25 protein-coding genes are annotated in these 26,231 nt (G+C 75.1%); 12 read left to right on the forward strand and 13 right to left on the reverse strand.

Annotated elements, in window-relative coordinates:
• The first annotated feature begins 84 nt into the window (after positions 1 to 84).
• From ABZ873_RS20990 to ABZ873_RS21000, 3 genes are all read left to right on the forward strand, one after another.
• Positions 85 to 990 carry a glycerophosphodiester phosphodiesterase family protein gene (locus ABZ873_RS20990; RefSeq protein WP_360874072.1) on the forward strand — a complete coding sequence of 302 codons (906 nt, stop codon included), beginning with the start codon at positions 85 to 87 and terminating at the stop codon, positions 988 to 990.
• Between the two features lie 35 nt (positions 991 to 1,025).
• Positions 1,026 to 1,589 carry a methylated-DNA--[protein]-cysteine S-methyltransferase gene (locus ABZ873_RS20995; RefSeq protein ID WP_360874075.1) on the forward strand — a complete coding sequence of 188 codons (564 nt, stop codon included), beginning with the start codon at positions 1,026 to 1,028 and terminating at the stop codon, positions 1,587 to 1,589.
• Between the two features lie 141 nt (positions 1,590 to 1,730).
• Positions 1,731 to 3,077: an MFS transporter gene (locus tag ABZ873_RS21000; protein WP_360874078.1), complete on the forward strand. Its 1,347-nt coding sequence runs from the start codon at positions 1,731 to 1,733 to the stop codon at positions 3,075 to 3,077.
• Here ABZ873_RS21000 and ABZ873_RS21005 read toward each other — a convergent pair.
• The gene (locus tag ABZ873_RS21005; RefSeq protein WP_360874081.1) at positions 3,067 to 3,447 is read right to left on the reverse strand and encodes a cupin domain-containing protein; all 381 of its coding nucleotides are present in this window, start codon (positions 3,445 to 3,447) and stop codon (positions 3,067 to 3,069) included. The two genes, ABZ873_RS21000 and ABZ873_RS21005, sit on opposite strands and share 11 nt — an antisense overlap.
• Positions 3,448 to 3,624: 177 nt before the next feature.
• Here ABZ873_RS21005 and ABZ873_RS21010 point away from each other — a divergent pair, with 177 nt between their 5' ends.
• The gene (locus ABZ873_RS21010) at positions 3,625 to 4,557 is read left to right on the forward strand and encodes a pseudouridine-5'-phosphate glycosidase (protein WP_360874084.1); all 933 of its coding nucleotides are present in this window, start codon (positions 3,625 to 3,627) and stop codon (positions 4,555 to 4,557) included.
• The gene (locus tag ABZ873_RS21015; protein WP_360874087.1) at positions 4,554 to 5,453 is read left to right on the forward strand and encodes a PfkB family carbohydrate kinase; all 900 of its coding nucleotides are present in this window, start codon (positions 4,554 to 4,556) and stop codon (positions 5,451 to 5,453) included. The genes ABZ873_RS21010 and ABZ873_RS21015 overlap by 4 nt, the downstream gene beginning before the upstream one ends.
• Positions 5,454 to 5,514: 61 nt before the next feature.
• Here the strand turns inward: ABZ873_RS21015 and ABZ873_RS21020 are convergent, their stop codons facing one another.
• Positions 5,515 to 6,162 (reverse strand): uridine kinase, encoded by a 648-nt coding sequence (locus tag ABZ873_RS21020; protein WP_360874090.1) that lies wholly within the window; start codon positions 6,160 to 6,162, stop codon positions 5,515 to 5,517.
• Between the two features lie 93 nt (positions 6,163 to 6,255).
• Here ABZ873_RS21020 and ABZ873_RS21025 point away from each other — a divergent pair, with 93 nt between their 5' ends.
• Positions 6,256 to 7,698, forward strand: coding sequence for a WGR domain-containing protein (locus ABZ873_RS21025; RefSeq protein WP_360874092.1), 1,443 nt, complete (start codon positions 6,256 to 6,258; stop codon positions 7,696 to 7,698).
• A 138-nt stretch (positions 7,699 to 7,836) separates the two neighbouring features.
• Here ABZ873_RS21025 and ABZ873_RS21030 read toward each other — a convergent pair whose 3' ends face one another.
• Positions 7,837 to 8,229 (reverse strand): hypothetical protein, encoded by a 393-nt coding sequence (locus ABZ873_RS21030; protein ID WP_360874095.1) that lies wholly within the window; start codon positions 8,227 to 8,229, stop codon positions 7,837 to 7,839.
• Positions 8,230 to 8,375: 146 nt separating this feature from the next.
• On the opposite strand from ABZ873_RS21030, the gene ABZ873_RS21035 reads away from it, so the two are divergent.
• Positions 8,376 to 9,056: a DUF2293 domain-containing protein gene (locus ABZ873_RS21035; protein WP_360874097.1), complete on the forward strand. Its 681-nt coding sequence runs from the start codon at positions 8,376 to 8,378 to the stop codon at positions 9,054 to 9,056.
• Here ABZ873_RS21035 and ABZ873_RS21040 read toward each other — a convergent pair.
• A complete protein-coding gene (locus ABZ873_RS21040; protein ID WP_360874100.1) occupies positions 9,049 to 9,789 on the reverse strand; it encodes a chaplin in 741 nt (246 codons plus the stop codon). The genes ABZ873_RS21035 and ABZ873_RS21040 overlap by 8 nt on opposite strands.
• 127 nt (positions 9,790 to 9,916) lie before the next feature.
• Here ABZ873_RS21040 and ABZ873_RS21045 point away from each other — a divergent pair, with 127 nt between their 5' ends.
• The gene (locus ABZ873_RS21045) at positions 9,917 to 10,465 is read left to right on the forward strand and encodes a hypothetical protein (protein WP_360874103.1); all 549 of its coding nucleotides are present in this window, start codon (positions 9,917 to 9,919) and stop codon (positions 10,463 to 10,465) included.
• Here the strand turns inward: ABZ873_RS21045 and ABZ873_RS21050 are convergent.
• The 3 genes from ABZ873_RS21050 to ABZ873_RS21060 form a co-directional block, all read right to left on the reverse strand.
• Entirely contained in the window at positions 10,446 to 11,651 is a 1,206-nt protein-coding gene (locus ABZ873_RS21050; protein ID WP_360874106.1) for an SWIM zinc finger family protein, read from the reverse strand. The two genes, ABZ873_RS21045 and ABZ873_RS21050, sit on opposite strands and share 20 nt — an antisense overlap.
• On the reverse strand, positions 11,648 to 14,434 hold the full coding sequence (locus ABZ873_RS21055; protein WP_360874172.1) for a DEAD/DEAH box helicase: 2,787 nt from the start codon (positions 14,432 to 14,434) through the stop codon (positions 11,648 to 11,650). Before ABZ873_RS21055 ends, ABZ873_RS21050 begins: the two co-directional genes overlap by 4 nt.
• 243 nt (positions 14,435 to 14,677) lie before the next feature.
• Entirely contained in the window at positions 14,678 to 16,015 is a 1,338-nt protein-coding gene (locus ABZ873_RS21060) for a helix-turn-helix transcriptional regulator (protein WP_360874108.1), read from the reverse strand.
• 156 nt (positions 16,016 to 16,171) lie between these two features.
• On the opposite strand from ABZ873_RS21060, the gene ABZ873_RS21065 reads away from it, so the two are divergent.
• A complete protein-coding gene (locus tag ABZ873_RS21065; protein ID WP_360874111.1) occupies positions 16,172 to 16,789 on the forward strand; it encodes a hypothetical protein in 618 nt (205 codons plus the stop codon).
• 99 nt (positions 16,790 to 16,888) lie between these two features.
• A complete protein-coding gene (locus ABZ873_RS21070; RefSeq protein ID WP_360874114.1) occupies positions 16,889 to 17,149 on the forward strand; it encodes a DUF6343 family protein in 261 nt (86 codons plus the stop codon).
• 19 nt (positions 17,150 to 17,168) lie between these two features.
• Here the strand turns inward: ABZ873_RS21070 and ABZ873_RS21075 are convergent, their stop codons facing one another.
• The 4 genes from ABZ873_RS21075 to rpsA all read right to left on the reverse strand — a co-directional run bounded on the left by ABZ873_RS21075 (position 17,169) and on the right by rpsA (position 20,988).
• Positions 17,169 to 17,561 (reverse strand): tetratricopeptide repeat protein, encoded by a 393-nt coding sequence (locus ABZ873_RS21075; RefSeq protein ID WP_360874117.1) that lies wholly within the window; start codon positions 17,559 to 17,561, stop codon positions 17,169 to 17,171.
• 72 nt (positions 17,562 to 17,633) lie between these two features.
• Positions 17,634 to 18,245 (reverse strand): dephospho-CoA kinase, encoded by a 612-nt coding sequence (coaE, locus tag ABZ873_RS21080; protein ID WP_360874119.1) that lies wholly within the window; start codon positions 18,243 to 18,245, stop codon positions 17,634 to 17,636.
• Between the two features lie 71 nt (positions 18,246 to 18,316).
• On the reverse strand, positions 18,317 to 19,255 hold the full coding sequence (locus tag ABZ873_RS21085) for a PAC2 family protein (RefSeq protein ID WP_360874122.1): 939 nt from the start codon (positions 19,253 to 19,255) through the stop codon (positions 18,317 to 18,319).
• Positions 19,256 to 19,479: 224 nt separating this feature from the next.
• Entirely contained in the window at positions 19,480 to 20,988 is a 1,509-nt protein-coding gene (gene rpsA / locus ABZ873_RS21090) for a 30S ribosomal protein S1 (RefSeq protein WP_360874125.1), read from the reverse strand.
• A 350-nt stretch (positions 20,989 to 21,338) separates the two neighbouring features.
• Here rpsA and ABZ873_RS21095 point away from each other — a divergent pair, with 350 nt between their 5' ends.
• Together ABZ873_RS21095 and ABZ873_RS21100 are read left to right on the forward strand one after the other, a co-directional pair.
• Positions 21,339 to 22,190 carry a class I SAM-dependent methyltransferase gene (locus ABZ873_RS21095; protein WP_360874127.1) on the forward strand — a complete coding sequence of 284 codons (852 nt, stop codon included), beginning with the start codon at positions 21,339 to 21,341 and terminating at the stop codon, positions 22,188 to 22,190.
• Positions 22,103 to 24,940, forward strand: coding sequence for an ATP-dependent helicase C-terminal domain-containing protein (locus ABZ873_RS21100; RefSeq protein ID WP_360874130.1), 2,838 nt, complete (start codon positions 22,103 to 22,105; stop codon positions 24,938 to 24,940). Before ABZ873_RS21095 ends, ABZ873_RS21100 begins: the two co-directional genes overlap by 88 nt.
• Before the next feature lie 9 nt (positions 24,941 to 24,949).
• Here ABZ873_RS21100 and ABZ873_RS21105 read toward each other — a convergent pair whose 3' ends face one another.
• Positions 24,950 to 25,924: a DUF3068 domain-containing protein gene (locus ABZ873_RS21105; protein ID WP_360874133.1), complete on the reverse strand. Its 975-nt coding sequence runs from the start codon at positions 25,922 to 25,924 to the stop codon at positions 24,950 to 24,952.
• A gap of 14 nt (positions 25,925 to 25,938) precedes the next feature.
• A complete protein-coding gene (locus tag ABZ873_RS21110; protein WP_360874136.1) occupies positions 25,939 to 26,079 on the reverse strand; it encodes an SPW_0924 family protein in 141 nt (46 codons plus the stop codon).
• Positions 26,080 to 26,231: the final 152 nt, after the last annotated feature.

A 26,231-nucleotide genomic window follows, 5' to 3' on the forward strand; every position in this document is an offset into this window, starting at 1 on the left:
CGCGGTGAAGTGCACCGCCGCAACGCCTGCCGCTCCGCACCCGTCTGACGCAGGAACAGGGCTCACGACCCGAGGAGAACGCACATGCACGTCCGACCCGCCGCCGCGGCCGCCGCCGCATTCCTGGGCCTCACCCTCTCGCTGCTGTGCGGGCCGGCCTCGTACGCCGCCCCCGGCCCCGGCAGCGCCGCCCCCGGGCCGCTGGGGCTCGGCGGCCCCGCCGTGTACGCCCACCGCGGGGCCTCGGCGTACGCCCCGGAGAACACCCTGGAGGCCGTGGACCTGGCGCGGCGGCTGGGCTTCGACTGGGTGGAGAACGACGTGCAGCGCACGAAGGACGGCGAGCTGGTGGTGGTCCACGACGACACCCTGGCCCGGACCACCGACGTCGAACAGCTCTTCCCCGGCCGCGCGCCCTGGCGGGTCAAGGACTTCACGGCGGCCGAGATCGCCCGGCTGGACGCGGGCAGCTGGTTCGGCGAGGAGTACGCCGGGGCCCGGGTGCCGACCCTGCGGCAGTACCTGGACCGGGTCCGGCGCAACCAGCAGCGGCTGCTGCTGGAGATCAAGAAGCCGGAGCTCTACCCCGGCATCGAGGAGCAGACCCTGCGGGTGCTGGACCGGGCGGGCTGGCTGGACCGGCGGCACGTGAGCGGCCGCCTGGTGGTGCAGAGCTTCAGCGCCGACAGCGTGCGCACGGTGCACGGGCTGCGCCCGGACCTGGTCACCGCCTTCCTCGGCACCCCGAAGGTGGCCGACCTGCCCGCCTACGCCGAGTTCACCGACCGGATCAACCCGTGGCACACCACGATCTCGGCGGACTGGGTGGCCGCGGTGCACCGGCTGTCCGGGGCGCACGGCCGGGCCATGGAGGTGGACACCTGGATCGTGGACGACGCCGCCACCGCCCGGAAGGTACGGGACATGGGCGTGGACGGGATCATCACCAACGCCCCGGACGTGGTCCGCGAGGCCGTGGGCGGATTCTGACCGGCGCTGTCGGCGGGCGGCCGTACCGTGGAGGCGTGGACAGCACCGAGCGGCCCCGCGGGCCGCACCTCGAATGGACCGTCGTCGCCAGCGACATCGGTCCCCTGCTCCTGGCCGCGACCCCCGAGGGTCTGGTCCGGGTCGAGTTCCATGCCGGGCCGGACCGGGTCGACGCGATGATCGGGCCGCTCGTCTCCCGGCTCGGCGCCGACGCCCGGCGGCCCGCACCGGGCGAGGAGGTGCTGCTCGCCGAGGCGATACGCCAGCTCGACGCCTATTTCGCCGGATCCCTGCGCCGCTTCGACCTCCCGCTGGACTGGCGCCTCAGCTCCGGCTTCAACCGCCAGGTGCTCCAGGAGCTGGACCGGTCCGTGCCCTACGGATCGGTCGTCGGCTACGGGGAGCTCGCCGCCCGCGTCGGCCAGCCCGGGGCCGCCCAGGCCGTGGGCAACGCCATGGGGTCGAATCCGCTGCCGCTGGTGGTGGCCTGCCACCGGGTCGTGGAGAACGACGGGGGCATCGGGGGCTTCGGCGGCGGGCGGGAGACCAAGCGGCAGCTGCTCGCCCTGGAGGGCGTGCTCCCGCAGCCGCTGTTCTGAGCGTGCCTCCCGCGCCGGTCATATTCCTGTTCCGCCCCCGCGTAAGGGGTGGCACACTGCGGCGGTGACTACTGCTGCCGCACCCGGCCTCATACCCTCCCGCGCGCCCCGCACCGCGCGCACCTGTCCGCGGGGCGCGGCATGACCGCCGCGCCCGGCACGGACCGCCCGGCCCCCGCGCTGAGCCCGCCCGACCTGGAACGGCTGCGCCGGCGCACCTCCCGGGTGCTCATGGCCGGCCAGGTGCTGGGCGGCCTCGGCGTGCCCATCAGCATCGCGCTGGCCCCCGTACTGGCCACCGAGGTCAGCGGCACCGAGGCGCTGTCCGGCTTCGCCTCCACCGCCGCCGTGATCGGCACCGCCGTCGTCTCGCTGCCGCTCGCCGCGCTGATGACCGCGCGCGGGCGCCGCCCCGGGCTGGTGCTCGCCTACGCGATCGGCGCCGCCGGGGCCGCCCTGGTCGTCCTGGCCGCCACCATCAAGAACTTCCCGCTGCTGATGATCGGCATGGCCGCCTTCGGCGCCGCCTCCTCCGCCAATCTCCAGGCCCGCTTCGCCGCCGCCGACCTGGCCGCGCCGGACCACCGGGCCCGGGCCATCTCCCTCGTCGTCTGGGCCTCCACCCTCGGCGCGGTGCTCGGCCCCAACCTGTCGGCCCCGGCCAGCCACAGCTTCGCCGGCACCCCCGTCCCGCAGACGGCGGGTCCCTTCGTCTGGGCCGGTGCGGTCTTCGTCCTCACCGGCGCGCTCATCGCCGTGTTCCTGCGTCCGGACCCGCTGCTGACGGCCCGCGCCCTGGCCGCACCCGAGGAGCAGGCCAAGGAGGGCCGCTCGATCCGCGCCGGGATCACCGCCGTCCGGTCCTCGCCGCGGGCCCGGCTCGCCCTGGTCACCGTGGCCGTGTCGCACACCACCATGGTCTCGATCATGGTGATGACCCCCATGGACCTCGACCACCACGGTGCCGGACTGGAGCTGATCGGGCTGGTCATCAGCGGTCATATCGCCGGCATGTTCGCCTTCTCGCCGGTGATGGGCTGGCTCGCGGACCGGCTCGGCCGGTTCTCCGTGATCGGCCTGGCCGCCGGACTGCTGTCGGTCGCCGCGCTGCTCGCCGGCACGGCCGGGCCGAGCCACGGCCGCAGCGCCCTCGGCCTCTTCCTGCTCGGCCTCGGCTGGTCCGCCGGCATGGTGGCCGGGTCGGCGCTGCTGACCGACTCGGTGCCGCCGGCCGCGCGGGCCGCCGTACAGGGCCTGAGCGACCTCACGATGAACACCGCCGCGGGCGTGGGCGGGGCCGCGGCCGGGCTGATCATGTCGGAGGCGGGCTACGGCTGGCTCAACGCCGTCGGGGCCGCGCTGCTGCTGCCGATGGCCGCGCTCGCCCTGTTCACGGCCCGCCGGCACCCGGCGCCGGAGGCCGCCCGCACGCCGTCGCCGTCGTCGTCGCCGTCGCCGAAGCCGGGCAAGGGCGGCGTCAGTAGCTGATGTGGTACGCCTTGCGCAGGGTCTCGTGCACGGTCCAGGTCGTACGGTCGCCCTCGCGCAGTACGCAGGCCGTGCCGGGGCCCAGCTCCAGGGTCGCGCCGCCCTCGACCTCGACGGTGGCGCGCCCGCTGACCACCACGAACAGCTCGTTCGCCTCGACGTCGGTCACCACGCCGGGGGTGATCTGCCAGATGCCGCGCACCTGACTGCCGTCGGCCGCCTCCCACAGCACCTTCCCCGTCACGACCGGGTCGCCGGAGAGGATCTGCGCCGGGTCGAGGTCCTCGCGCTCCAGTTCGGCGTCCGCGACGGACACGGCGAAGGAGGCGGGGCCGGCGGAAGGAGGCGTGGAGTGATCACTGGTGCTCATGGCGGGCAGCGTAGCCCCGCCGGCCCGTGCCGCGCGGTGACCACAGCGTCCAGGAAGGTCCCGGCGGACGCGTCACCCTGTCCAGCGGCCCGCACCCGGGAACGGGACTCGGACAGCTTGTGACGGGTGGGACGGGAGTGCGTTTGGGGGCGCCGATCCCGTGCCATGGATGGGGACATGTCACAGCGCAGAGCATCCGAGGTCCCGGTCCTGTCCGAAGAGGTACGCGAGGCACTGGCCCGGGGCCGGCCCGTCGTGGCCCTGGAGTCGACGATCATCGCGCACGGCCTGCCCCGCCCCCGCAATCTCGAAGTCGGCCTGGAACTGGAGGCGCTGGTCCGCGCCGAGGGCGCCGTACCGGCGACGGTCGCGGTCGTGGACGGCGTCGCGCGGGCGGGCCTGGACAAGGACCAGCTGGAGCGGATCGCCTCGGGCGGGCCCGTCCGCAAGCTCGGCCACCGGGACCTGGCCCCCGCCCTGGCCGCCGGAGCCACCGGGGCGACCACGGTGTCCGCGACGGCCTTCCTGGCCGCGCGGGCGGGCCTGCGCGTCTTCGCCACGGGCGGACTGGGCGGCGTACACCGGGAGTACGCGCAGACGCGGGACGAGTCGGCGGACCTGGCCCTGCTGGCCCGGACCCGGATCACGGTGGTCTGCGCGGGGGTGAAGTCGATCCTCGACGTGCCGGCCACGCTGCAGCGGCTGGAAACCCTGGGCGTGGGGGTGCTCGGCTACGGCACCGGGCGGTTCCCCGGCTTCTACCTGGCCGACTCCGGCGAGCCGGTGGACTGGACCGTGCACCGGCCCGAGGAGGTCGCGGCGGTGATGGCCGCCCAGGACACCCTGGGCGGACCGGAGTCGGCCCTGCTCGTGGCCAACCCGGTGGACCGGGCGGAGCAGCTGGATCCGGAGCTGCACGACCGGGTCCTGGCCGAGGCCCTGGCCGCCTGCCGGGAGCGGGGGATCACGGGGCAGGCGGTGACGCCGTTCCTGCTGGAGTACCTGGTGGACGCGACGGGCGGCGCCTCGCTGGAGGCGAACCTCGCGGCGGTGCGCGGCAACGTACGGCTCGGGGCACGCATCGCCGGCGCCTGGGCGGCGCGGGCATGACGGCGGCGGGGGCGCTGCTGGTGGTCGGGGACGTGGTGACGGACGTGGTGGCGATGCATCCGGAGCCGATAGTCCCGGCGACGGACACCTCCGCCCGTATCCGCACCCTGCCGGGCGGCGCCGGCGCGAACGCGGCCTGCTGGGCGGCGTGCACGGGGAGCGCGGAGGTACGCCTCCTGGCGCGGGTGGGCACCGAATCGGCGGGCTGGCACGAGCGGGCCCTCGTGGCGGCGGGGGTGCGGCCCCGGCTGGTCGTCGACCCGGAGGAGCCGACGGGGACGGTCGTGGCCCTGGTCGACGGGGCCGCGGAGCGCACCTTCCTCACCGACAGCGGGGCCTCGCTGCGGCTCTGCCCGGCGGACTGGACGCCGTCCCTGCTGGACGGGGCGGCCCATCTGCACCTGTCGGGCTACCTGTTCTTCGCGGACCGCAGCCGGGACCTGGCGGCGGTCGCGCTGCGGGCGGCGCGGGCACGGGGGGTGCCGGTGAGCGTGGACCCGGCCTCGGCGGGCTTCCTGGCGGCGCACGGGCCCGAGCGGTTCATGGCGGCGGTGGCGGGCTCGGCGGTGCTGCTGCCGAACGAGGAGGAGGCCCGGCTGCTGGCCGGGCTGCCGCCGTCCTCGGGGGTGGCCCGGGCGGCGGTGGCGCTCAGCCGGCGGGTGCCGCTGGTGGTGGTGACGCTGGGCGCGCGGGGGGCGCTGGTCGCCGAGCGGGGGCGGATCACGGCGGAGGTGCCGGGGGAACCGGCGCGGGCGGTGGACTCCACGGGCGCGGGCGACGCCTTCACGGGCGGCTTCCTGGCGGCCCGGCTGGAGGGCGCCGACCCGGCGGAGGCGGCCCGCCGCGGCTGCCGCACGGCGGCCCTGTCGGTGACCCGGCCGGGGGCACGGCCGTAGCCCTGCCCCTGGCGCTGCTCCGCTCCGGCGTCCCGGTGCTCCGGCGCTCCGGCCGCCGTGGTCAGTGCGCGGGGAGGCCGGTCCACGCCGGGTGCCGGGGGTCGTCGGCCCGTACGGCCACGTCCGCGCCCGCCGCGGGGTCCACCTCGGCCTCGTACCGGGCGAAGGCGGCCGCCGTCCACCGCTCGAGCTCCTCGGTGCGCCGCGCGAGCGCCCCCGGCGACAGCCGGATATGGACGCTGAGGTCGAAGGGGTACCACTGCCCGAGCAGCAGCGGCCCGTGCACGACGAGCACGCCGCCGGGCGGCAGTTCCACGTACGGGCTGCGGGTCGCGCGGTCGGTCACCGGGTCCCAGAGGTCGGGCAGGACCCGCCCGGAGCCGCCGGGGTCGGTGGGCCCGAAGACCTCCCGCCAGAGCGCGGCGGTGTCGTACCAGCCGCCGAGGTACGCGTCCACGTCCTGGCGGCCGTACTCGAAGCGCAGGGAGGCGGGCCGCAGGAAACCGGCGGTGGGCACCACCAGGGCCGGGCGGCCGCGCGAGCGCAGCTCCTCCGCGAGCAGGCCCGCGAGCACGCCGGTGCCGGCGGCGGGCGCGCCGTCGACGCCCACGCGGCGCCAGCCGCCGGGTTCCGGCGGGTTCCCGGGGTCGTCCAGGTGACCGGCCAGCCGCTCGGCCATCCGCTGCCAGGTGATCGCTTCCCAGTGCACGGGCCCATTGTCAGTGCCCGGCCGTAGCTTTTGTCACGAGGGATCACCGGCGGAAAGGGCTCCGGTGGGCCGGTGTTCGGGGAGGGGTCTGTCATGGCGCGGGAGACGACGTATCTGGAGCTGTCGCAGGAGGGCGGCGGTGCGCACAAGTTCTACGAGGTGACCGTGGACGGCACGGCGGTCTCCGTGCGCTACGGCCGGATCGGCGCGCCCGGCCAGCTGCAGAGCTCCACCTTCCCGACGGCGGACAAGGCCCGCGCGGCCGCCGCGAAGAAGATCGGCGAGAAGGTCCGCAAGGGATACGCCCCGGCCGTGCAGGGCCAGCGCGCCGCCCGCGCGGTGACGCGCCGCCAGGTGTCCTCGGACCCGTCGACGGCCCGCGCGGTCGCCCCCGTGCTGTGGCGTTTCCGTACCGGCTCCGCCGCCTTCGGCATCCACATCGACGAGGACCGCTGCTGGGTGGGCAACCAGTCCGGCGATGTGTACACGCTCAGCCACGGCGGTGAGGTGCTGGCCCGCTACTCGCTGCCGGACGGGGTGAAGTGCCTGGTCGCGGACGACTTCTGGATCTACGCGGGCTGCGACGACGGCACGGTGTACGACCTGTCGTCGAAGGTCCCCTTCGGCGCCTACGCCATCGCGCCGGACGTGGACATCTTCTGGCTGGACATCCACGAGGGCGTGCTGCACGTCTCGGACGCGAACGGCGGGCTGACCGTCATCGACCACGAGGACGAGCACCAGTGGTCGCGGAAGTCCTCCGGCCGGCACGCCTGGATGGTCCGGGCCGACGAGCGGGCCGTCTTCCACGGCCACGGCGGCGGCGTCACGGCCTACGCGGCGGACGGCACCGGCCAGTTGTGGCACACGGCCACCCCCGGCGGGGTGCTGTTCGGCTGGCAGGAGGAGCACGCGGTGTACGCGGGCACGGCCCGCAACCGGGTGCAGCGCCTGTCGAAGGCCACGGGCGCGACGGAAGCCTCGTACGTGTGCGACGCGTCCGTGTACTCCTGCGCGACCTCGCCCGACGGGCGGCATGTCTTCGCCGGTGACTCCTCCTCGTCCGTCTACTGCTTCGACGCGGACGGGCACCGGCTGTGGAAGCTGGGCACGGGGGGCGGCTCGGCGCTGTCGATGCAGTACCTGGACGGCCGGCTGTACCTGGTCACCACGGACGGCTCGCTGGTGTGCGTGGACGCGAGCGAGCAGGCGATCGCGGCGGCCCAGCAGGGCACGGTCCCGGCGGCGCGGGACGTGAAGTCGGCGGAGGCCCTGCCGGTGTTCACCCCGGCGGTGTCGGCCGCGGCGGTGGCGACGGTCTCGGTGGCCGCGGTACCGGCGGACGGTGTGGTGGTGGAGTGCGTCCAGCAGGGCGGCCGGATGCGGGTGCAGGTGGTGTCGGGCGGCTTCGAGCCGTGGAACGTGCAGTTCCCGCGCGGGATACGGGAGGCCGGCGCCCGGTACGTGGTCGACGGGCTGCACGCGTCCTCGGGCGGCTTCTACCGGGTGCGCGGGGAGATCCGCCGGCTGGTCTGACGCTGCGGCGGGCGGGCTCCGGGGCGTGGTGCGACACGGGGGTGCGCACCACGGGGGTCTGCTTGACGGGGTTGTGCTTCACGGGGGCGTGGTTCACCGGGGCGTGGTTCACGGGGGTGTTCTTCACGGGGGCGTGCTTCACGCGTGCTGCCCGCAGACGGCCGATGTGGCACCGGCCGGTGCGGGCACGGGTATGGAGAAGGCCGTGCCCACGGGCTGCCGTGGGGTGACGTGGAGGACGACCGGCTCGGTGCCGAGGTTGTGGCCGAGGTGGATGTGCCCGCTGCCCGCGGGCTCCACGAAGGTGGTGCCCTCCGTGTGCACCTCGACGGTCAGGTCGTGCAGGACCCGGGTCAGGGTTCCCGACAGGACCACGGCGTCCAGTCTCACCCGGTGGAAATGCCAGCCGGTGCAGCCGCCCGGCGGTATGACGATGGTCCGGTCGGCCGGGAGCGAGGCGACGCACGAGGCATCGTCCTCCGCCGCCACCGCCTCCGGCCGTGCTGCCGTCAGTGCCCGCGCTCCACCCATGTCCCCTCCTCGGCGGGACCGGCCGGCGTGAGGCGGTCCCAGGCCACACCGTAAGAGGGCGGCGGCGTTTCCCGGAAGGGCCGACGGGCCTCAACCGCCCTTCTCCACCAGGTGATATGAGGGGAGGAGAGCGGTATCACCTCTGTATGAGCCCGGTCGTTTTCGAGTCAGTGAAGCCGATCCACTGCGCCGACTGCCGGCGGGGGCCGCTGCGGCATCTGGTCCGGGAGGCGGGCGTACCGCGCTGCCTGGACTGCGCGGACCTCGGCCATCTCGTCTACCTGCCGCGCGGGGACGCCGCGCTGACCCGCCGTTCCCGCGAGGCCAGCGCCCTGTACGCCGTCGTCGTCCGCTTCCACCGGCGCCGCCGCCGCTACGAGCGCCTGGGGCTGCTCGTCGAGGAGGCGGCCCTGGCGCATGCCGAGCGTGCCTGTCTCGCGGATTCGGAGGCGCGGGCCCGCCGCAGGGAGCGCGACCGGCGGCGCAGGGAGGCCGAGGACACGCGCTTCACGGCGGCGTTCGCCGCCGAGATCGTGCGGCTGTTCCCCGGCTGTCCGGCCGGCCGGGCCGTGGCGATCGCCCGGCACGCCTCCCTGCGCGGCAGCGGCCGGGTTGGCCGTACCGCGGCCGGCCGGGCCCTCGACGAGACGGCCGTCTCGGTCGCCGTACGGGCCGCCGTGCGGCACACCGACACCGAGTACGACGCCCTGCTCATGGCGGGGGTGCCCCGCTTCACGGCCCGCGCCCGGCTGGCGGCGCAGATCGACGCCGTCCTGGACGGCTGGCGCACGGCGGCCCCGGCGGGACCCGCCGCGGCGGCTAGCTGACGCGGAAGCGGCGGTAGAGGAGGACACCGCCGAGCAGCAGGACACCCGCGCCGGGGATCAGCATTCCGGCGCCGTCGGCCCCGGTGTGGGCCAGGGCCTCGTGCGCGGGGGCCTTGGGCGGGGCGACCTCGGTGACCGGGGCGGTCGGCTTGGCCGGGGTGACCGGCTTGACCGGGGTGACGGGCTTCTCGACGACGGGCGGCTGCACCGGCTTGCCCTCGGTCGGCTTCTCGCCGTTGACCGAGCTGTTGCCGAACACCGGGTTCCCGATGCCCACCACGTTGACGGAGTTGCCGCTGACGTTGACCGGGAGGTCCACCGGCAGCTGGAGCCCGTTGCCGGAGATCACGCCGGGGGAGCCCTGCGTGGCGCCCTGGGCCGTCGCGCCCGAGCTGTTGCCCGCACCCCCCTGCGAGGAGGAGGCGGAGGAGGACGAGGAGGAGGAGTGCGAGGATCCCGAGCCCGTGTGCGCGCCGCCGCCCTGGGAGACGTTCGCGCAGCGGTTCCCGGAGGCCGGATTCAGCAGGCCGACGACGCTCACGGTGTTGCCGCAGGCGTTCACCGGTACGTTCACCGGAAGCTGGACCAGGTTCCCGGAGAGCACCCCCGGCGAGCCCGCGGCCCGGCCGCTCGCGTCCGCATCGGCGTGGGCGAATCCGCCGACGCCCGCGACCGCCAGCCCGCCTCCCGCTACCACCGCCGCGATGACGCCGTTCCGACGAGTGTGACGCATCAGTTTCCCTGCTTTCCGGAGGAGTTCACGGGATTCGTCCCGCAGGGGGAATAACGCCCGGAAACCCGTACGGGTTATAGCGCCGGTAGGCATTTCACTCAATCGTGTACTGGGTACTGGCTACTTCATGACTGATCGCCCTCTGCTGCTCCTCGATGTGGACGGCCCGCTCAATCCCTTCCGCTCCCCCTTCGCCGCACTGCGGGGCTACAAGAGCCACCGGATGCGGCCCGAGGTGTGGCTCTCGTACCGCGACCCGGAGTCCCGGGCGGCCCGGCGCGGGGTGCGGGTCCGGCTCCATCCCTCGCACGGCGCACGGCTGTTGGGGCTGCCGTTCGAGATCGCGTGGGCCACCGCCTGGACCCACCAGGCCAACTCGATGATCTCCCCGCACATCGGGCTGCCCGGGGATCTGACCGTCGTCGAATGGCCCGAGCTGTTCGCCCGGGATCCCGAGGGACTGTCCTGGAAGACCCGGCATCTGAGCCGGTGGGCGGCCGGGCGGCCCTTCGCCTGGGTCGACGACATGATCACCCCGCGCGACCGCTCCTGGGTGGCCGCGCACCATCCCGCGCCGGCCCTCCTGCTGCGGGTCCATCCCCGGCACGGGCTCCGGGAGCGCGATTTCACGGAGTTGACGCGCTGGGCGGAGGGAATCAGCCCCGCAGGGCGCTGACCGGGTCCGCGCAGGGGCGGCCCGTGGGCCACCAGTCCCCCTCGTCCGGGCGGGACTCGTAGGCGTACCAGAGGGCGTCACGGCCCAGGCGGAGCTGCCGGGTCCGGGAGGTCAGGCGGTTGCGGTCGGGGCGGAAGGAGCCCTCCGCCGCGGCCAGCAGCGCGGGCCGGGCCCGGTCGAAGGGGCCGGCCGGCGGGTCCCACGCCTCCTCCAGCACGGCCAGGGCGGGCCGGCCGCCCTGCCGCCAGGCCGCCGCGCCCCGGGCCAGGTCCGTCGTCGTACGGCCCGTGGCGCGGGCCAGGTCCCGGTAGAGGGCGCGGGCCGCGCCCGTCAGCCCCGCGGTGGGGTGTGCGGAGGCCAGCCGGACGGCGTCCTGCCACAGGGTGAGCCCGGCCGAGGGATCCTCGCCGGTGGTGAGCAGCGCGAGGGCGCGCGCCGCCGCGTCGGAGGCGAGCTGGTCCAGGGCCAGCGGGTCGGGCGCCGCCGGGTCCGCCGGGCAGGCGGGCGGCAGACCCGCCGCGGCGGGCGCGGCGAGCGGCGCGGGCAGCGGCCGCAGCGCGGTCCGGGCGAACGCCGCCCGGGCCGGGACACCGGGGAATCCGGCGGCGGCGTCGGGCTGTTCGCGCGCGGCGTGGGCGGCGCTGCGGCGGCCGAGCTCGTCCAGCAGCTCCCGTTCACCGCGGCCGCGCAGGAGCAGCAGCACGAAGGGGTCCTCGTCGAGGAGGCGGGCGGCGCGGTAGCAGAGGGCGGCCGCGTGCTTGCACGGCGGACGGCCCACGTCCGGGCAGGAGCAGTGCGGCACCAGCTCGCCCGCGCCGGGCAGGACGGTCCCCGCGAGCGAGCGCGGCACCTCCCGCTCCAGGAGGGCGCCGAGCGCGGCGGGATCGGCGGCGACCTCCTCCAGCAGGGCGCTCCACTCCGGGTCCGCGAAGGCGGGCAGGGTCAGCTCGGTGCGGTACGGACGGGCCCGGCTGCCCCGGACGTAGGCGACGATCCGGCCCGGGGTGACCGTCACGGCGTCCACATGCCCGGCGGTGGCGTAGACCCGGCCGCGGGCCAGCCGGGCGGTGTCGCGGGACGCCTCCTCCAGCGCCGCCACCCAGGCGCGGCCCCACCAGCTGACCGCCTCCGCCCCGGCGGGCACGGTCTCGAAGGTGCGCCTGCGGTCCTCCCGCGCGGTGATCACGCGGGCCTCCGCAGGGACACCAGATCGGCCAGCTCGCGGTCGGTCAGCTCGGTCAGCGCCGCCTCGCCGGAGCCGAGCACGGCCTCGGCCAGGGCCCGCTTGGCCTCCAGCATCTCCGCGATCCGGTCCTCCACGGTGCCCTCGGTGATGATCCGGTGGACCTGCACGGGCTGGGTCTGCCCGATCCGGTAGGCGCGGTCGGTGGCCTGCTCCTCCACCGCCGGGTTCCACCAGCGGTCGAAGTGCACGACATGTCCGGCGCGGGTGAGGTTCAGCCCCGTCCCCGCCGCCTTCAACGACAGCAGGAACACCGGGACCTCGCCCGCCTGGAAGCGGTCGACCAGCTCCTCGCGGCGCGCCACCGGGGTCCCGCCGTGCAGGAGCTGCGTGGCGATCCCCCGCTCCGCCAGGTGCCGTTCGATCAGGCGGGCCATCGTCACGTACTGGGTGAAGACGAGCACGGAGCCGTCCTCCGCCAGGATCGTGTCGAGCAGTTCGTCCAGCAGGGCGAGCTTCCCCGAGCGGTGCGGGATCCGGGGCGGGTCCTCCTTCAAGTACTGCGCGGGGTGGTTGCAGATCTGCTTGAGCGAGGCCAGCAGCTTCATGATCATGCCGCGCCGCTCCATGCCCTCGCTCGCCCCGATCACGGCCATCGCCTCGTCCACGGCGGCCTGGTACAGCGACGCCTGCTCGCGGGTGAGGGAGACGGGGTGGTCGGTCTCCGTCTTCGGCGGCAGCTCGGGCGCGATACCCGGATCGGACTTCTTGCGCCGCAGCAGGAACGGCCGCACCAGCGCGGACAGCCGGGCCACCGCCGCCTCGTTCCCGCCGTCCTCCTCCTGCTGGTGCTCCACCGGGCGGGCGTGGCGGGCGCGGAAGGCGGTCAGCGGGCCCAGCAGGCCCGGCGTGGTCCAGTCGAGCAGCGCCCACAGCTCGGAGAGGTTGTTCTCCACCGGGGTGCCCGTCAGCGCCACCCGGGCGGGCGCCGGGAGGGTACGCAGCGCCTTCGCCGTCGCCGAATGCGGGTTCTTGACGTGCTGCGCCTCGTCGGCGACGACCATGCCCCAGCGCTGGGCGGCCAGTACGGCGGCGCTGGCGCGCATCGTGCCGTAGGTGGTGAGCACGAAGCCGCCCTCGCAGGAGGCCAGGTCCTCGGCGCTCCGGCCCCCGCCGTGGAAGCGGCGCACCGGCGTGCCGGGCGCGAACCTCTCGATCTCCCGCTGCCAGTTGCCCAGCAGGGAGGCGGGGCAGACCACGAGCGTCGGCTCGCGGCGGTCCCGGTGCAGGTGCAGCGCGATCAGCGTGACGGTCTTACCCAGCCCCATGTCGTCGGCGAGGCAGCCGCCGAGGCCGAGGGAGGTCATCAGGTCCAGCCAGGCCAGCCCGCGCGCCTGGTAGTCGCGCAGGGTCGCCTTGAGGGCGGCGGGCTGCGGGAGCGGGGCCAGCTCCGCGGTGAGCCGGTCCCGGAGGGCGGCCAGCGCCCCCACGGGCACCGCCGCCAGCTGCTCGCCCCCGGCCTCGGCCGTCCCCGACAGGGCGGCGGCCAGCGCGTCCACCGGGTCCAGCAGGCCCAGTTCACGCTTGCGGGCCTTGCGCACCAGCTCCGGATCGACCCGCACCCACTGGTCCCGCAGCCGCACGACCGGCCGGTGCGCCTGCGCCAGCGCGTCCATCTCGCCGGGGGTGAGCCGGTCCCCGCCCAGGGCCAGTTCCCAGGAGAAGGCGAACAGGTGCTCGGCGTCGAAGAAGGCCGTGCCGTCGATGGCCGAGCCGGGCGCGGTGGACCGTACGACAGCGGTCGCGGACAGCGTACGGGCCAGGTCGCGCGGCCAGTGCACGACGACCCCGGCGGCCGCCAGACGGCCCGCGCCCACCCCGAGCAGATCCTCCAGCTCCGGGTCCGACAGCGCGAGCGCGTCCGGCACGGGCTGGTCCAGCAGGCGCAGCAGCGGCGGCCAGACCCGGGCGGCCCGGCGCAGCGCGAGCACGGCGTCGACCCGCGCCCGGGGCCCGAAGCCGCCCCCCGCCGTCCCCGCCCAGAGCTGCGCGGCATCGGTGACGAGCGTGGGATCGGCAAGGCTGTGCACCTGGACCACGGCGGCTCCGGCGCGCCGCGTGTCCTCCCCCTCGGCCTCGTCGAAGAGGCGGAAGGAGGACAGGTCGAGCCGCAGCGAGAGCCCCACGCCGGCATCGGTCCCGGCGGCGACCTGCGCGGCCCATTCCGCTATGCCGGGGACATGCTGCGGCTCCCGCGCCGCGAACGGTTTCCCGGCGGCCACCGCGGCCGCCGGGGTGCGCGGCAGGCTGTCGGCGACGGCGTCGAGGAAGGCGCGGAGCAGGGCCTCCGGTTCGGGCAGCTGGAGCGGGCGGCGGCCGGCCAGCGGCGTGGCGTACCCCTCGGGCGGCAGGGCGGCGGCGACGGCGCGCAGGTACGCCATGTCGTCGGCGTCGAGCGGACCGGCCCGCCAGGCGTCGATCCCCTCCGGGGTGAGGCCGGGCAGCAGACGGCCCCGGGCGGCGAGGGTCAGCGCCTGCGTGGCGGCGGTGCCCCAGGCACGGGTGGCGGGATGCGCGGCGGGGCTGCGGGCCGCGCGGGCGAGCAGGGGCAGGGCGGCGGTGACGGAGAAGGAGACGGCGGGCACGGTGCGGCCGCGCACGCCGGTGCCGTGCGGGCGCACGACGCCGAGCGGGCCGGGCGGACCGGCCGCCTCCGGGAGCGGATGCCCCTCGGGCGACCAGAACGCGATGCGCCCCTCGCGGGGGACGGCGGCGGGCAGGAACATGGCGGCGTACGGCAGCAGCGCGGCGTGCGGTGCGGCTGCCTCCGCCGCTGCCGATGCCGCTGCCGTCGTCGGCATGGCTGACGCGGCCGGCACGGCTGACGCGGCCCGCGTGGCCGGCCTCGCTGACATGGCTGACATGGCTGACATGGCGATCCGTCCCCTCCCTCCTGGATCCCTGCTGGGTCCTTCCTCGGCTCTCCCGATTTTAGGCGGGCCCACTGACAACCCCTCCGGCCTGCGGATTCAGCGGACCCAGCGGCCCTGGTCGGTGGCGTAGCCGTAGACGGGACGGCCCGGGGCGGCGCTCGTGCGCAGCGGGCGGCCGAGGTCGTCCACGCGCAGGACGCCCGAACCGGAGGGCGCGCTCCACCGCAGCTCCAGGTACCAGTCGCAGTCGCAGCCGGTGGTGCTCGCCTGCACCCGCAGCACGGCGGGGTCGGCGGCCGAGACGCGCAGCGGGAAGGCGGGCGCGGGCAGCCGCGTCCCGGCGTCGTTGCCGGGGACGGGGCGGGCCAGCGGGCGCGGTGCGTCCAGGTTGACGGCGAACACGGCCGGGGTGAGGCCGCCGCCGCAGCCCTGCGACATCTGGAAGACGTTCCAGGCGGGCGGGGTGCGGCGAGCCGTCACCCGCACCTCCAGCCCCTCCAGCACCACGGCTCCCGCGCCGGTGCCGTGCACGCTGACCTCCACGATCTGCGTCCCCGCGTGCACGGCCCGCTGCGCGGCCGCCCAGGCGGGCGCGTCGGCCTCGACGGGCGGCGCGGCCACGGAACCGGGCCCGCGCTCGGTGAGATAGGCGTGATCGCATCCCCCGGCCCACACGTGCCCCCGCACCGCCGCCCGCAGCACGGGCCCGGGGCTCACCGTCGGCCCCACCACCGCCCCCGTCCCACCGGGCGCGGGCGGGGCCGTGGCCCCGGCGGAGCCCCCCGTTTCGCCCGGCACCGGAGTCCCCTCCACCAGCGGCGGCGGCCCGGACGGGGCGGGCGGGCCGCCGCTCCCCGACGAGACGGGCGGAACCACGGGCTCGGACGGGCCACCCGCGGCCACAGCCCCACCCGCACCCGGAAGGACCCCGGCCACCGGAGCCCCCCGCTCGGGCCCGGACCCCGCCAGCAACCCCCCGGCCACGACCACCGCCACCACGGCCACCCCGGCCCGCCGCCACCACCCCCGGCGCACCCCGCCCTCCGCCCGCACCCCGGGCTCCGGTACGAGCACCACCTCCCGCTCCGGCACCCCGCCCGGCCCCCGCTCCGGCGCCGCACCCGCGCCCGCCGCCTGCCCCGCCGCCTGCCCCGCCCCCGCAGCCTCCTGCCGACGGGCCTGCGCCAGCAGCCACGCCTGGTGCAGGGTCAGCGCCTCGGCCGGTGTGGCCCCGCAGGCGCGCGCGAAGCGGTCCACCACCGCGAACTCCCCCGGCAGCGCCTGCCCGTTGCAGTAGCGGTGCAGGGTCGATGTGCTCGTGTGCAGCTTGCGCGCCAGGGCCCCGTAGCTCAGCCCGCCGCGTTCCTTCAGCTCGCGCATCCGCCGCGCGAAATCCCCCGCCTCAGTCACGGTCTCCCCCGTCTCCCGTCCCATGTCCCCGTTCCATGCAGGAGGTGTTCCCCCAGGTGACAGCCCGTACGGGCGTTCCAGTGTCCCGGTTTCGTCCCGAGCCGTGGTCCCGCGCCCCCGTCGGGGAACAGCCTTGTCAGGCAGCACCACGCACTTCGACGCCTTCACGGGGAGAACCGAATGTTCCGACGTACCCGCACCCTGCGCACCGCCGCCACCGCGCTCGCCGCCGCGGCCACCGCGCTCGTCCTCGCCACCTCCACCGCGACCGCCGCCGTCACCGCGCCCGGCTTCCTGGCCGGCGCCGACCTCCCGCCGCACCCCTCCTCCCCCTGGTACGCCGGCCAGGTCACCAAGGGGCTGCCCGAGACCGCCCCCTTCTGCCTGGACGGCGCGCTCCCGGCGGCGAACAGCTGGCACCGCACCTTCGGCACGGACGTCGACGCCGGCGCCGTACAGGTCTCCGTACGCGCCGCCTCGCCCGCCGCGGCCACCAAGCTCGCCGGCGCCCTGGAGCGCAAGGTGGCCGCCTGCGCCGCCGACTGGCTGCGCACGACCCCCGGCGGCACCGCCTCCTGGCAGGACTACGGCACCCTCCCCGTCGAGGAGGGCGCGCACGTGTACGGGGTCCACACCTCGATCCCCGAATCCGAGCCCGGCGTGCACCTCTTCGGCATCGGCCGCGACGGCTCCACCGTGACCGTCGTGCAGTGGGGTCAGATGGGCGACCTCTCGCACGCCCCGGTCGCCGCCTTCAAGAAGACCACCACCAAGGCGGTGAACAAGCTCAACCCGTAACCGACGGCGTCGGCCGCCGAAGACCGGCCCCCGCACCACGGCACCCCCGCCCCCCGAAGTGGGACCATGGACGGGAAAGGGGCGAAAGGGGCGATGCCCATGCGTTCCGGAAACGAACCGGTGACGGCCCGCAGCCCGCTGCGGCTCCGGTTCTGGCTGGGCGTCTGGGGGCTGGTCTGGTCGGTCGGCGGCACGGTGGCCTTCTCGCTGGCCGGCCGTCCGGGGTGGGCGGCCGCCTGCGGGGCCCTGGCCGTCGTCGTGACGGTGGACCTCTTCATGATCCTGCGCCACATCCACCAGGGCCCGCACTACCAGCCCGGCAAGGACGTCCCGCCCTACGAGCCGCCCGCCGCGCGCTGAGCCCCCGTACGCCCCGAGGTCAGTCCTGGCCCTGGTCCTCGAAGCGGGCCGCCGCCACATAGTCGGGCTGCGGGTCGAGGGCCGCCGCCAGCCGGAAGTGCTTGCGCGCCTGCTCCGGGCGGCCCGCGCGCTCATGGGTCCGGGCCAGCGCGAAGTGCGCGAAGGCGTTGTCCGGCTCACGCTCCAGCACCAGCTCGAACTCCAGCTCCGCCGGGCGCAGTTGGGCCGCCGCGAAAAAGGCCCGGGCGCGCAGCAGCCGGGCCGCCGTGTTCTCCGGGTGGGCAGCCACCACCGAGTCGAGCAGCTTGACCGCGCCGCGCGGGTCACGGGCGGCGAGCAGCTGCTCGGCGGCCCGGAAGTCTATGACGTGGGTTTCCGGACTGGACGGTGTGGGGCGCGTGGATTCGGGCACGTCAGGATCCTTCCCTCTACGGCCGACTGCAACGCCCGCACCCCCACCGCTATTCCATGCACACGTCACCCGTCACACGGTGCCCGCGGCCGCCGCCCGCACGCCGAGTTCCTTCCACACCGCGCGCACCTGCGGCTCCAGGGCCTCCAGCGGCCCGTCGTTGTCGATCACGAGGGTCGCCACCGCGAGCCGCTGCTCGCGGGTGGCCTGCGCGGCCATCCGCGCCCGCGCCTCGTCCTCGGCCATCCCGCGCAGCGCGGTCAGCCGGGCCAGCTGCGTCTCCGGAGCCGCGTCCACCACGACCACCAGGTCGTAGAGCGGCGCGAGCCCGTTCTCGGTGAGCAGCGGTACGTCGTGCACCACGATCGCGTCGGGTCCCGCGGCGGCCTCCAGCTCGGCCGACCGGGCGCCGACCAGCGGGTGCACGATCGCGTTGAGCGTCCGCAGCTTCTCCGGGTCGGCGAAGACGATCGAGCCGAGCTTCGGCCGGTCCAGCGCCCCTTCGGGCGTCAGGACGGCCGGCCCGAACGCCTCCACCACGGCCGCGAGGCCCGGCGTACCGGGCTCCACGACCTCGCGTGCGATCCGGTCGGCGTCGACGACGACCGCCCCGTACCCCGCCAGCAGCCGCGAGACCTCGCTCTTGCCGGCACCGATTCCGCCCGTCAGGCCCACTTTCAGCATGCCCGGCAGCTTAGGCGCAGCCCGCCGGGCCCGGGGCCCCGGGGGCGGGGCCCCGGGGGCGGGAACGGGGCTCAGCCCTCGCCCTCCCGCTCCGCGAGGAAGCGCTCGAACTCGCGGCCGATCTCGTCCGCCGAGGGGATCTCGGCGGGCTCGGCGATCATGTTGCCGCGGGTCTCGGCCCCGGCGGCCGCGTCGTACTGGTGCTCCAGCCCCTGCACCAGGCTGACCAGCTCCTCGTCGCCCTCGCGGATCTGCCGGTCGATCTCCGTCTGCGTGCGGTGCGCCTCGGTGCGCAGGGCGTGCGCCACGGCAGGCAGGACCAGCCCGGTCGCCGCCGTGATCGCCTCCAGCGCCGTCAGCGCGGCGTCCGGGTACGGGGAGCGCGCCACGTAGTGCGGTACGTGCGCGGCGACGCCGAGGACGTCGTGCCCGGCCTGGGCGAGGCGGAACTCCACCAGGGACTCCGCGCTGCCGGGCACCTGCGCCTCCTCGAAGGGGCTGCGGTGGCCGGGCATCAGGTCGGTGCGGTTGCCGTGCGGGGTGATGCCCACGGGGCGGGTGTGCGGGACGCCCATGGGGATGCCGTGGAAGTTGACCGAGAGACGGACCCCGAGCCGTTCGACGATCTGCCGGACGGCGACGGCGAACCGCTCCCACTCCACGTCCGGCTCGGGCCCGGACAGCAGCAGGAAGGGCGCCCCGGTGGCGTCCTGGACGAGGCGCAGCTCCAGCTGCGGGGCCTCGAACTCCGTCCAGCGGTCGCGCTGGAAGGTCAGCAGCGGGCGGCGGGCCCGGTAGTCCACCAGCCGGTCGGCGTCGAAGCGGGCCACCACCTGGTGGGGCAGCGTGTCGAGCAGCCGCTCCACGATCTGCTCGCCGGCCTCACCCGCGTCGATGTACCCCTCGAAGTGGTACAGCATGACCAGGCCGGCCGAATCCTGGGCGACGGCCAGGTCCGCCACCGCCAGACCCTTGGCGTCCCATTCGTACAAACCCTGTGGATCGAGCACTGCCACCACTCCTCCTCGCCTCGTTCTCTGCGAAGAACGTCCAAGGCGGCGCGCCCATTCCCCAGTTGGCGGCATTCACAGACGTTCACACGCGTTCACAGGAACGCAACGGATCCGGCGGCGGGCCCGGGGAACGCGGTGAGGCCCGCCCCCCGAAGGGGACGGGCCTCACCGTTCCACGCTACTCAGCTCTGCTCACACCGGAGTGCGAGGCGGCGCTGCGATCAGCTCTGGCCGCCGGCCAGCTTCTCGCGGAGCGCGGCCAGGGCCTCGTCCGACGCCAGGGCGCCGGAGGTCTCGTCGGACTCCGAGGAGTACGAACCGCCCGAGATGCCCGCACCGGCGTTGCCACCGGCGGCCGGGGCGGCAGCGCCCTCGGCAGCGGCGGCCTCGTCGGCCTCGCGGCTCTTGATGACCTGAGCCTGGTGCTGCTCGAAGCGGGACTGCGCCTCGGCGTACTGGGTCTCCCACGCCTCGCGCTGCTTCTCGTAGCCCTCGAGCCAGTCGTTGGTCTCGGGGTCGAAGCCCTCGGGGTAGATGTAGTTGCCCTGGTCGTCGTAGGACGCGGCCATGCCGTACAGGGTCGGGTCGAACTCGACCGACGCCGGGTCGGCACCGAAGGACTCGTTGGCCTGCTTGAGGGACAGCGAGATCCGGCGACGCTCGAGGTCGATGTCGATGACCTTGACGAAGATCTCGTCGTTGACCTGGACGACCTGCTCCGGGATCTCCACGTGGCGCTCGGCCAGCTCGGAGATGTGGACCAGACCCTCGATGCCCTCGTCCACGCGGACGAACGCACCGAACGGAACCAGCTTCGTGACCTTACCCGGGACGACCTGGCCGATCTGGTGGGTACGGGCGAACTGCTGCCACGGGTCCTCCTGCGTCGCCTTCAGCGACAGGGAGACACGCTCGCGGTCCATGTCCACGTCGAGGACCTCGACGGTGACTTCCTGGCCGACCTCGACAACCTCGGACGGGTGGTCGATGTGCTTCCAGGACAGCTCGGAGACGTGGACGAGACCGTCGACGCCGCCCAGGTCCACGAACGCACCGAAGTTGACGATCGAGGAGACGACGCCGGAGCGGACCTGACCCTTCTGCAGGGTGGTGAGGAACGTCTGGCGGACCTCGGACTGGGTCTGCTCCAGCCAGGCGCGGCGGGACAGGACCACGTTGTTGCGGTTCTTGTCCAGCTCGATGATCTTGGCCTCGAGCTCCTTGCCCACGTAGGGCTGGAGGTCGCGGACACGACGCATCTCGACGAGGGAGGCCGGCAGGAAGCCACGGAGGCCGATGTCGAGGATGAGACCACCCTTGACGACCTCGATGACGGTACCGGTGACGATGCCGTCCTCTTCCTTGATCTTCTCGATCGTGCCCCAGGCACGCTCGTACTGAGCGCGCTTCTTGGACAGGATGAGACGGCCTTCCTTGTCCTCCTTCTGGAGAACCAGGGCCTCGATCTCGTCGCCGACCTTGACGACCTCGTTCGGGTCGACGTCGTGCTTGATCGAGAGCTCACGGCTCGGGATCACGCCTTCGGTCTTGTAACCGATGTCGAGCAGGACCTCGTCCCGGTCGACCTTCACGATGACGCCGTCGACGATGTCGCCGTCGTTGAAGTACTTGATCGTCTCGTCGATCGCGGCGAGGAAGGCTTCCTCGTTACCGATGTCGTTGACCGCTACCTGCGGAGTGGTCGAGGTGGTCTCGGTGCTGCTCGTCATGTGGGAAAGGGCTCCGGTTACGGACAGAAAGTCGTAGGTACTGCTACGCCGGGAGCCCATATCGGCATCTGCCGAAGCCGGACAGCCAAGGAGACCCACACTCCGCGAAAGCGGCGGGGCCTCGAAAACCGAGGGGACATCAACAGATGCAAGCGCAGCCTGCTAGGTCTGAGGAGCACAGGCTCGCAGCGCAACTTGTAGCATACGGGGGCAGCCGGACACGGTCAATGCGCGAAGGCCCACACCCCGGGCGGATCACCGCACAACCGGCACAATTCATCGGCGTGGACGCCCTGATGGCGTTCCGCGCCCCCTCCCGCAGACATCCGCAGACTACGACGACGGGCCCCATGAACCAAGAGGACTACGCACACGAAGACGCGTACGCGGCGGATCCGGGCCCCGAGGAGGACGCCGAGGCGACCCGCCGTGACGCCGGGGAAGCGGAGAGCAGCCGCGCCAGCCGTGGCTGGTGGGACCGCAACGCGGACGAGTACCAGAGCGAGCACGGCGCCTTCCTCGGCGACGACCGCTTCGTGTGGGGGCCCGAGGGCCTGGACGAGGCGGACGCGGCGCTGCTCGGCCCCGCCGCCTCCCTCCGGGGCAAGGACGTCCTGGAGATCGGCGCCGGCGCCGCGCAGTGCTCGCGCTGGCTGGCCGCGCGGGGCGCCCGCCCGGTGGCCCTGGACCTCTCGCACCGCCAGCTCCAGCACGCGCTGCGCATCGGCGGCGGCGATCTGCCGCTGGTCGAGGCGGACGCGGGCCGGCTGCCCTTCCGCGACGGCTCCTTCGACCTCGCCTGCTCCGCCTACGGCGCCGTCCCCTTCGTCGCGGACCCCGTCAACGTCATGCGCGAGGTGCACCGCGTCCTGCGCCCCGGCGGCCGCTGGGTGTTCTCGGTGACCCACCCGCTGCGCTGGGCCTTCCCCGACGAGCCCGGCGCCGAGGGCCTGACCGTCGCCGCCTCCTACTTCGACCGCACCCCCTATGTGGAGCAGGACGAGGAGGGCCGCGCCGTGTACGTGGAACACCACCGCACCCTCGGCGACCGGGTCCGGGACGTGGTCGCGGGCGGCTTCCGCCTGCTCGACCTGGTAGAGCCGGAGTGGCCGGAATGGAACGGCCAGGAGTGGGGCGGCTGGTCCCCGCTGCGCGGCAACCTGATCCCGGGCACCGCGATCTTCGTCTGCGAGCGCGGCTGACCGTGCCCGCCGCCCCGCGCACCGCCGCCCTCGACGCCCTTCCCGTGCGGGAGGCCGTGCCCGCCCTGCTCTCCGCGCTCGACGGCCACGGCACCGCCGTGCTGTGCGCGCCGCCCGGCACGGGCAAGACCACGCTGGTGCCGCTGGTCCTCGCGGGGCTGACCGGGGGCGGGCCGCGCCGTCGGGTGCTGGTGGCCGAGCCGCGCCGGATCGCCGCGCGGGCGGCGGCGCGCCGGATGGCCTGGCTGCTGGGCGAGGCCGTCGGCGGCTCGGTGGGCTTCACGGTGCGCGGGGAGCGGGTGGCCGGGCCGGACACGGTGGTGGAGGTGGTCACCACCGGGGTGCTGCTCCAGCGGATCCAGCGCGACCAGGAGCTGGCGGGCGTGGACGTGGTGGTGCTCGACGAGTGCCACGAGCGGCACCTGGACGCCGATACGGCCGCCGCGTTCCTGCTCGACGTACGGGAGACCCTGCGGCCGGAGCTGCGACTGGTGGCGGCCTCGGCGACCACGGACGCGGCCGGCTGGGCGCGGGTGCTGGGCGGTGCGCCGGTGGTGGAGGCGGCGGGGGTCTCGTACCCGGTGGAGACGGTGTGGGCGCCGCCGCCGCGGGCGGTGCGGCCGCCGCACGGGATGCGGGTGGATCCGGCGCAGCTGGCGCATGTGGCCTCGGTGGTGCGCAGGGCTCTGGCCGAGCGGGCGGGGGACGTGCTGTGCTTCCTGCCGGGCGTGGGGGAGATCGCGCGGGTCGCCGGGCAGCTCTCCGGGGCGGACGCGGAGGTGCTCCAGCTGCACGGGCGGGCCCCGGCGGCCGTGCAGGAGGCGGCGCTGACGGCCTGCGGCCACCGCCGGGTGATCCTCGCGACCTCGGTCGCGGAGTCGAGCCTGACCGTGCCCGGGGTGCGCGTGGTGGTCGACTCGGGGCTGGCCCGCGAGCCGCGCGTGGACCATGCGCGGGGGCTGGGCGCGCTGGCGACGGTACGGGCTTCCCGCGCGGCCGGCCGGCAGCGCGCGGGCCGGGCCGGGCGGGAGGCGCCGGGGGTGGTGTACCGGTGCTGGAGCGAGGCGGAGGACGGGCGGCTGCCGGCCTTCCCCGCGCCGGAGATCCGGATCGCGGACCTGACGCAGTTCGCCCTGCAGACCGCCTGCTGGGGCGACCCGGACGCGACGGGCCTGGCCCTGCTGGACCCGCCGCCCGCCGGCGCGATGGCCGCGGCCCGGGAGGTCCTCCAGGCCATCGGCGCCCTGGACCCCACCGGCCGCCCCACCCCCCGCGGCACCCACATGTCCACCCTCGGCCTCCACCCCCGCCTGTCCCGGGCCCTCCTGGACGCCACCCCGCTCCTGGGCGCCCGCCGCGCGTCGGAACTGGTAGCCCTCCTCTCGGAAGAACCCCCATCCACGTACGGCGACGACCTCACCACGGCCTGGCACCAGGCCCGCACCTCAACCGACCCGTACGCAACCCGCTGGCGCAGGGAGACCACCCGCCTGCAACGCCTCGCATCCCACCCCTCGGGCACGACCGCCACACCCCAGCACCGGCCGGAGCCACATCCAGCCCCGCCGGCGCTTGAGGCGCGGGGTGCGGGGCGGAGCCCCGGAAACCCAGCCGCACCCGACGCACGGCCGGGCCCACATCCAGCCCCGCCGGCGCTTGAGGCGCGGGGTGCGGGGCGGAGCCCCGGAGACGCGGCCGCACCCAACCGACGGCCGGAGCCACATCAAGCCCCGCCGGCGTTTGAGGCGCGGGGTGCGGGGCGGAGCCCCGACGAGGGGGCCGCCGGGCTGATCGCCGCCCTCGCCTTCCCCGAGCGCGTAGCCAAGGCAAGGGCCGACACCGCCTACCTCATGGCCTCCGGCACCGCCGCCGAACTGGCCAAGAACTCCCCCCTCCGCCAAACCCCCTGGCTGGCGGTAGCCGTCGCCGACCGCTCCCCCCACACCCCTTCCGCCCGCATCCGCCTCGCCGCCACCCTCGACGAGGACACCGCCCGCACCGCCGCCGCGCACCTCCTCACCGCCACCGAAGAGGTCCGCTGGGAGGACGGCGACCTCCTCGCCCGCGCCGTGGACCGCCTCGGCGCGATCGAGCTGGCCGTACGCCCCCTCCGCACCCCCGACCCCGCCCTCGTCCGCGCCGCCCTCCTCGACGGCCTGCGCTCCGACGGCCTCGGCCTCCTCCGCTGGACCCCGGACGCGCGGGCGCTGCGGGCCCGGCTGGACTTCCTGCACCGCACGCTCGGCGGCGCCTGGCCGGACGTGGCCGACGACGCCGCCCTGCTGGCCCGCGCGGACGACTGGCTGGAGCCCGAGCTGTCCCGGGCCCGGCGCCGCGCCGACCTCGCGCGGATCGACGCCGGGCAGGCCCTGAACCGCCTCCTCCCCTGGGCCACCGGCGAGGCCACCCGCCTGGACGAGCTGGCGCCCGAGCGGATCGAGGTGCCGAGCGGTTCCCGGATCCGCGTCGACTACACGGCCGAGCAGCCGGTGCTGGCGGTGAAGCTCCAGGAGCTGTTCGGGCTGGCGCAGACGCCCCGGGTGGCGGGGGTGCCCGTACTCGTGCACCTGCTCTCCCCCGCCGGGCGCCCGGCGGCCGTCACCGCCGACCTGGCCTCCTTCTGGCAGGGCGGCTACCGCGCCGTCCGCGCCGAGCTGCGCGGCCGCTACCCCAAGCACCCCTGGCCGGAGGACCCGGCCACCGCCCAGCCCACCCGCCACACCAGCGCCCGCCTCCAGCGCGGCAGCTGACCGCCCCCGCTACGCCTCCCCGGGGCCCGGCCCCCGGCGCCGCGCACGTGCCTCGACCCACAGCGCCGCCCCGAGCAGCAGCAGCCCGCCCGCGGCGAGCGCGGCGGGGGCGTAGGTGTGGAGCGCGAGGACCTTCGTACGGTTGGACTTGACCAGGGCAACCGTGTGCGCGGCGTAGTCCTCGCGCATCCGCACCTGACCGGCGAAGGCGGTGAGCCGGCCGTCGGGTCCGCCGGCGGCGATGCCGCCGCGCATCTCCTGCTCGATGTCCTGCTCGGCGTTGACGGGGGCGCCGGTCACCGGGTCCACCCAGAAGCGGGCCGTGGCCTTGTACCAGAGGGTGGTGCCGGTGGCGGCTTCGATGGTGGCCGGGTCGATGCCCTCGATCGGCATCTTCTTGGGCATGCGGACCTTGGTCCAGGGGATCTGCTGCTCGAAGTAGTAGACGTCCAGGCCCTGGTAGCGGCGCGGGCCGGCGTAGTGGATGGGCGAGGTGGTGCGGGTCTGGGCGTCGAAGTAGAGGTAGTCGCGCGGCTCGGTGAAGAAGGGCCATTTGAACTCGATGCCCTCGCGCCGGACCGGGTCCCCGTCGACCATCTCGCCGGTGGCGTGCACGGGGGCCTGGGTGTGGGCGTCGAAGATGTAGCGCTCGGGGATCTGGGAGACCATCGCGCCGTCGGGGCCGATGATGTAGGACAGCGTGTCCCACACCACCACGTCCTTGCCGGCGCTCGCCTCGATCTCCCGCGACGCCTCGACGTTGCCCTTGAGGGTCTGGACGATCGTGACCTTGTCCACCTTCTTGGGCTGCATGCCGCCGGTGTAGTCGAGGAGGGTCGCGTCCTTGGCCTCCAGGACGACCTCCTGGTACTGGTTCGGGGGGATCTTGGCGAGGCGGGGGTACGCGTACCAGCGCAGCAGGGGTGCGAGGGCCGCGCAGAACACGGCCAGGGCCAGCAGGACAAGACTCGCTCGGCGTCGCACGGCCGGGCCCTCCTCTACTGTCCGGGCGCGGGGGGCGCGGTGGTGAGCAGCGGCCGGGGCGAGGTCCGCCCCTCGGGCACCCCGAAGGCGGTGAGGCCGAACACGAGAACCAGCGCGGCCACGAGGCCGATGCCGGCGGCGACGAGTGCGCGCATGCCGGGGCTCCGGAATCTGATGAGGCGTCAGGGGAGCGCACGGTAGCAACGCCCCGGCCAGATGAGAACCACCGAGCGGGCGCCGCCTGCGGAGGGGGGCGGGGGCCGGCCCGACTGACCCCGCCCGGCCTAGGCCGCCGGCCCGACGCCCA

The organism is Streptomyces sp. NPDC047014 (assembly GCF_040644195.1).
Taxonomy (GTDB): Bacteria; Actinomycetota; Actinomycetes; order Streptomycetales; family Streptomycetaceae; genus Streptomyces.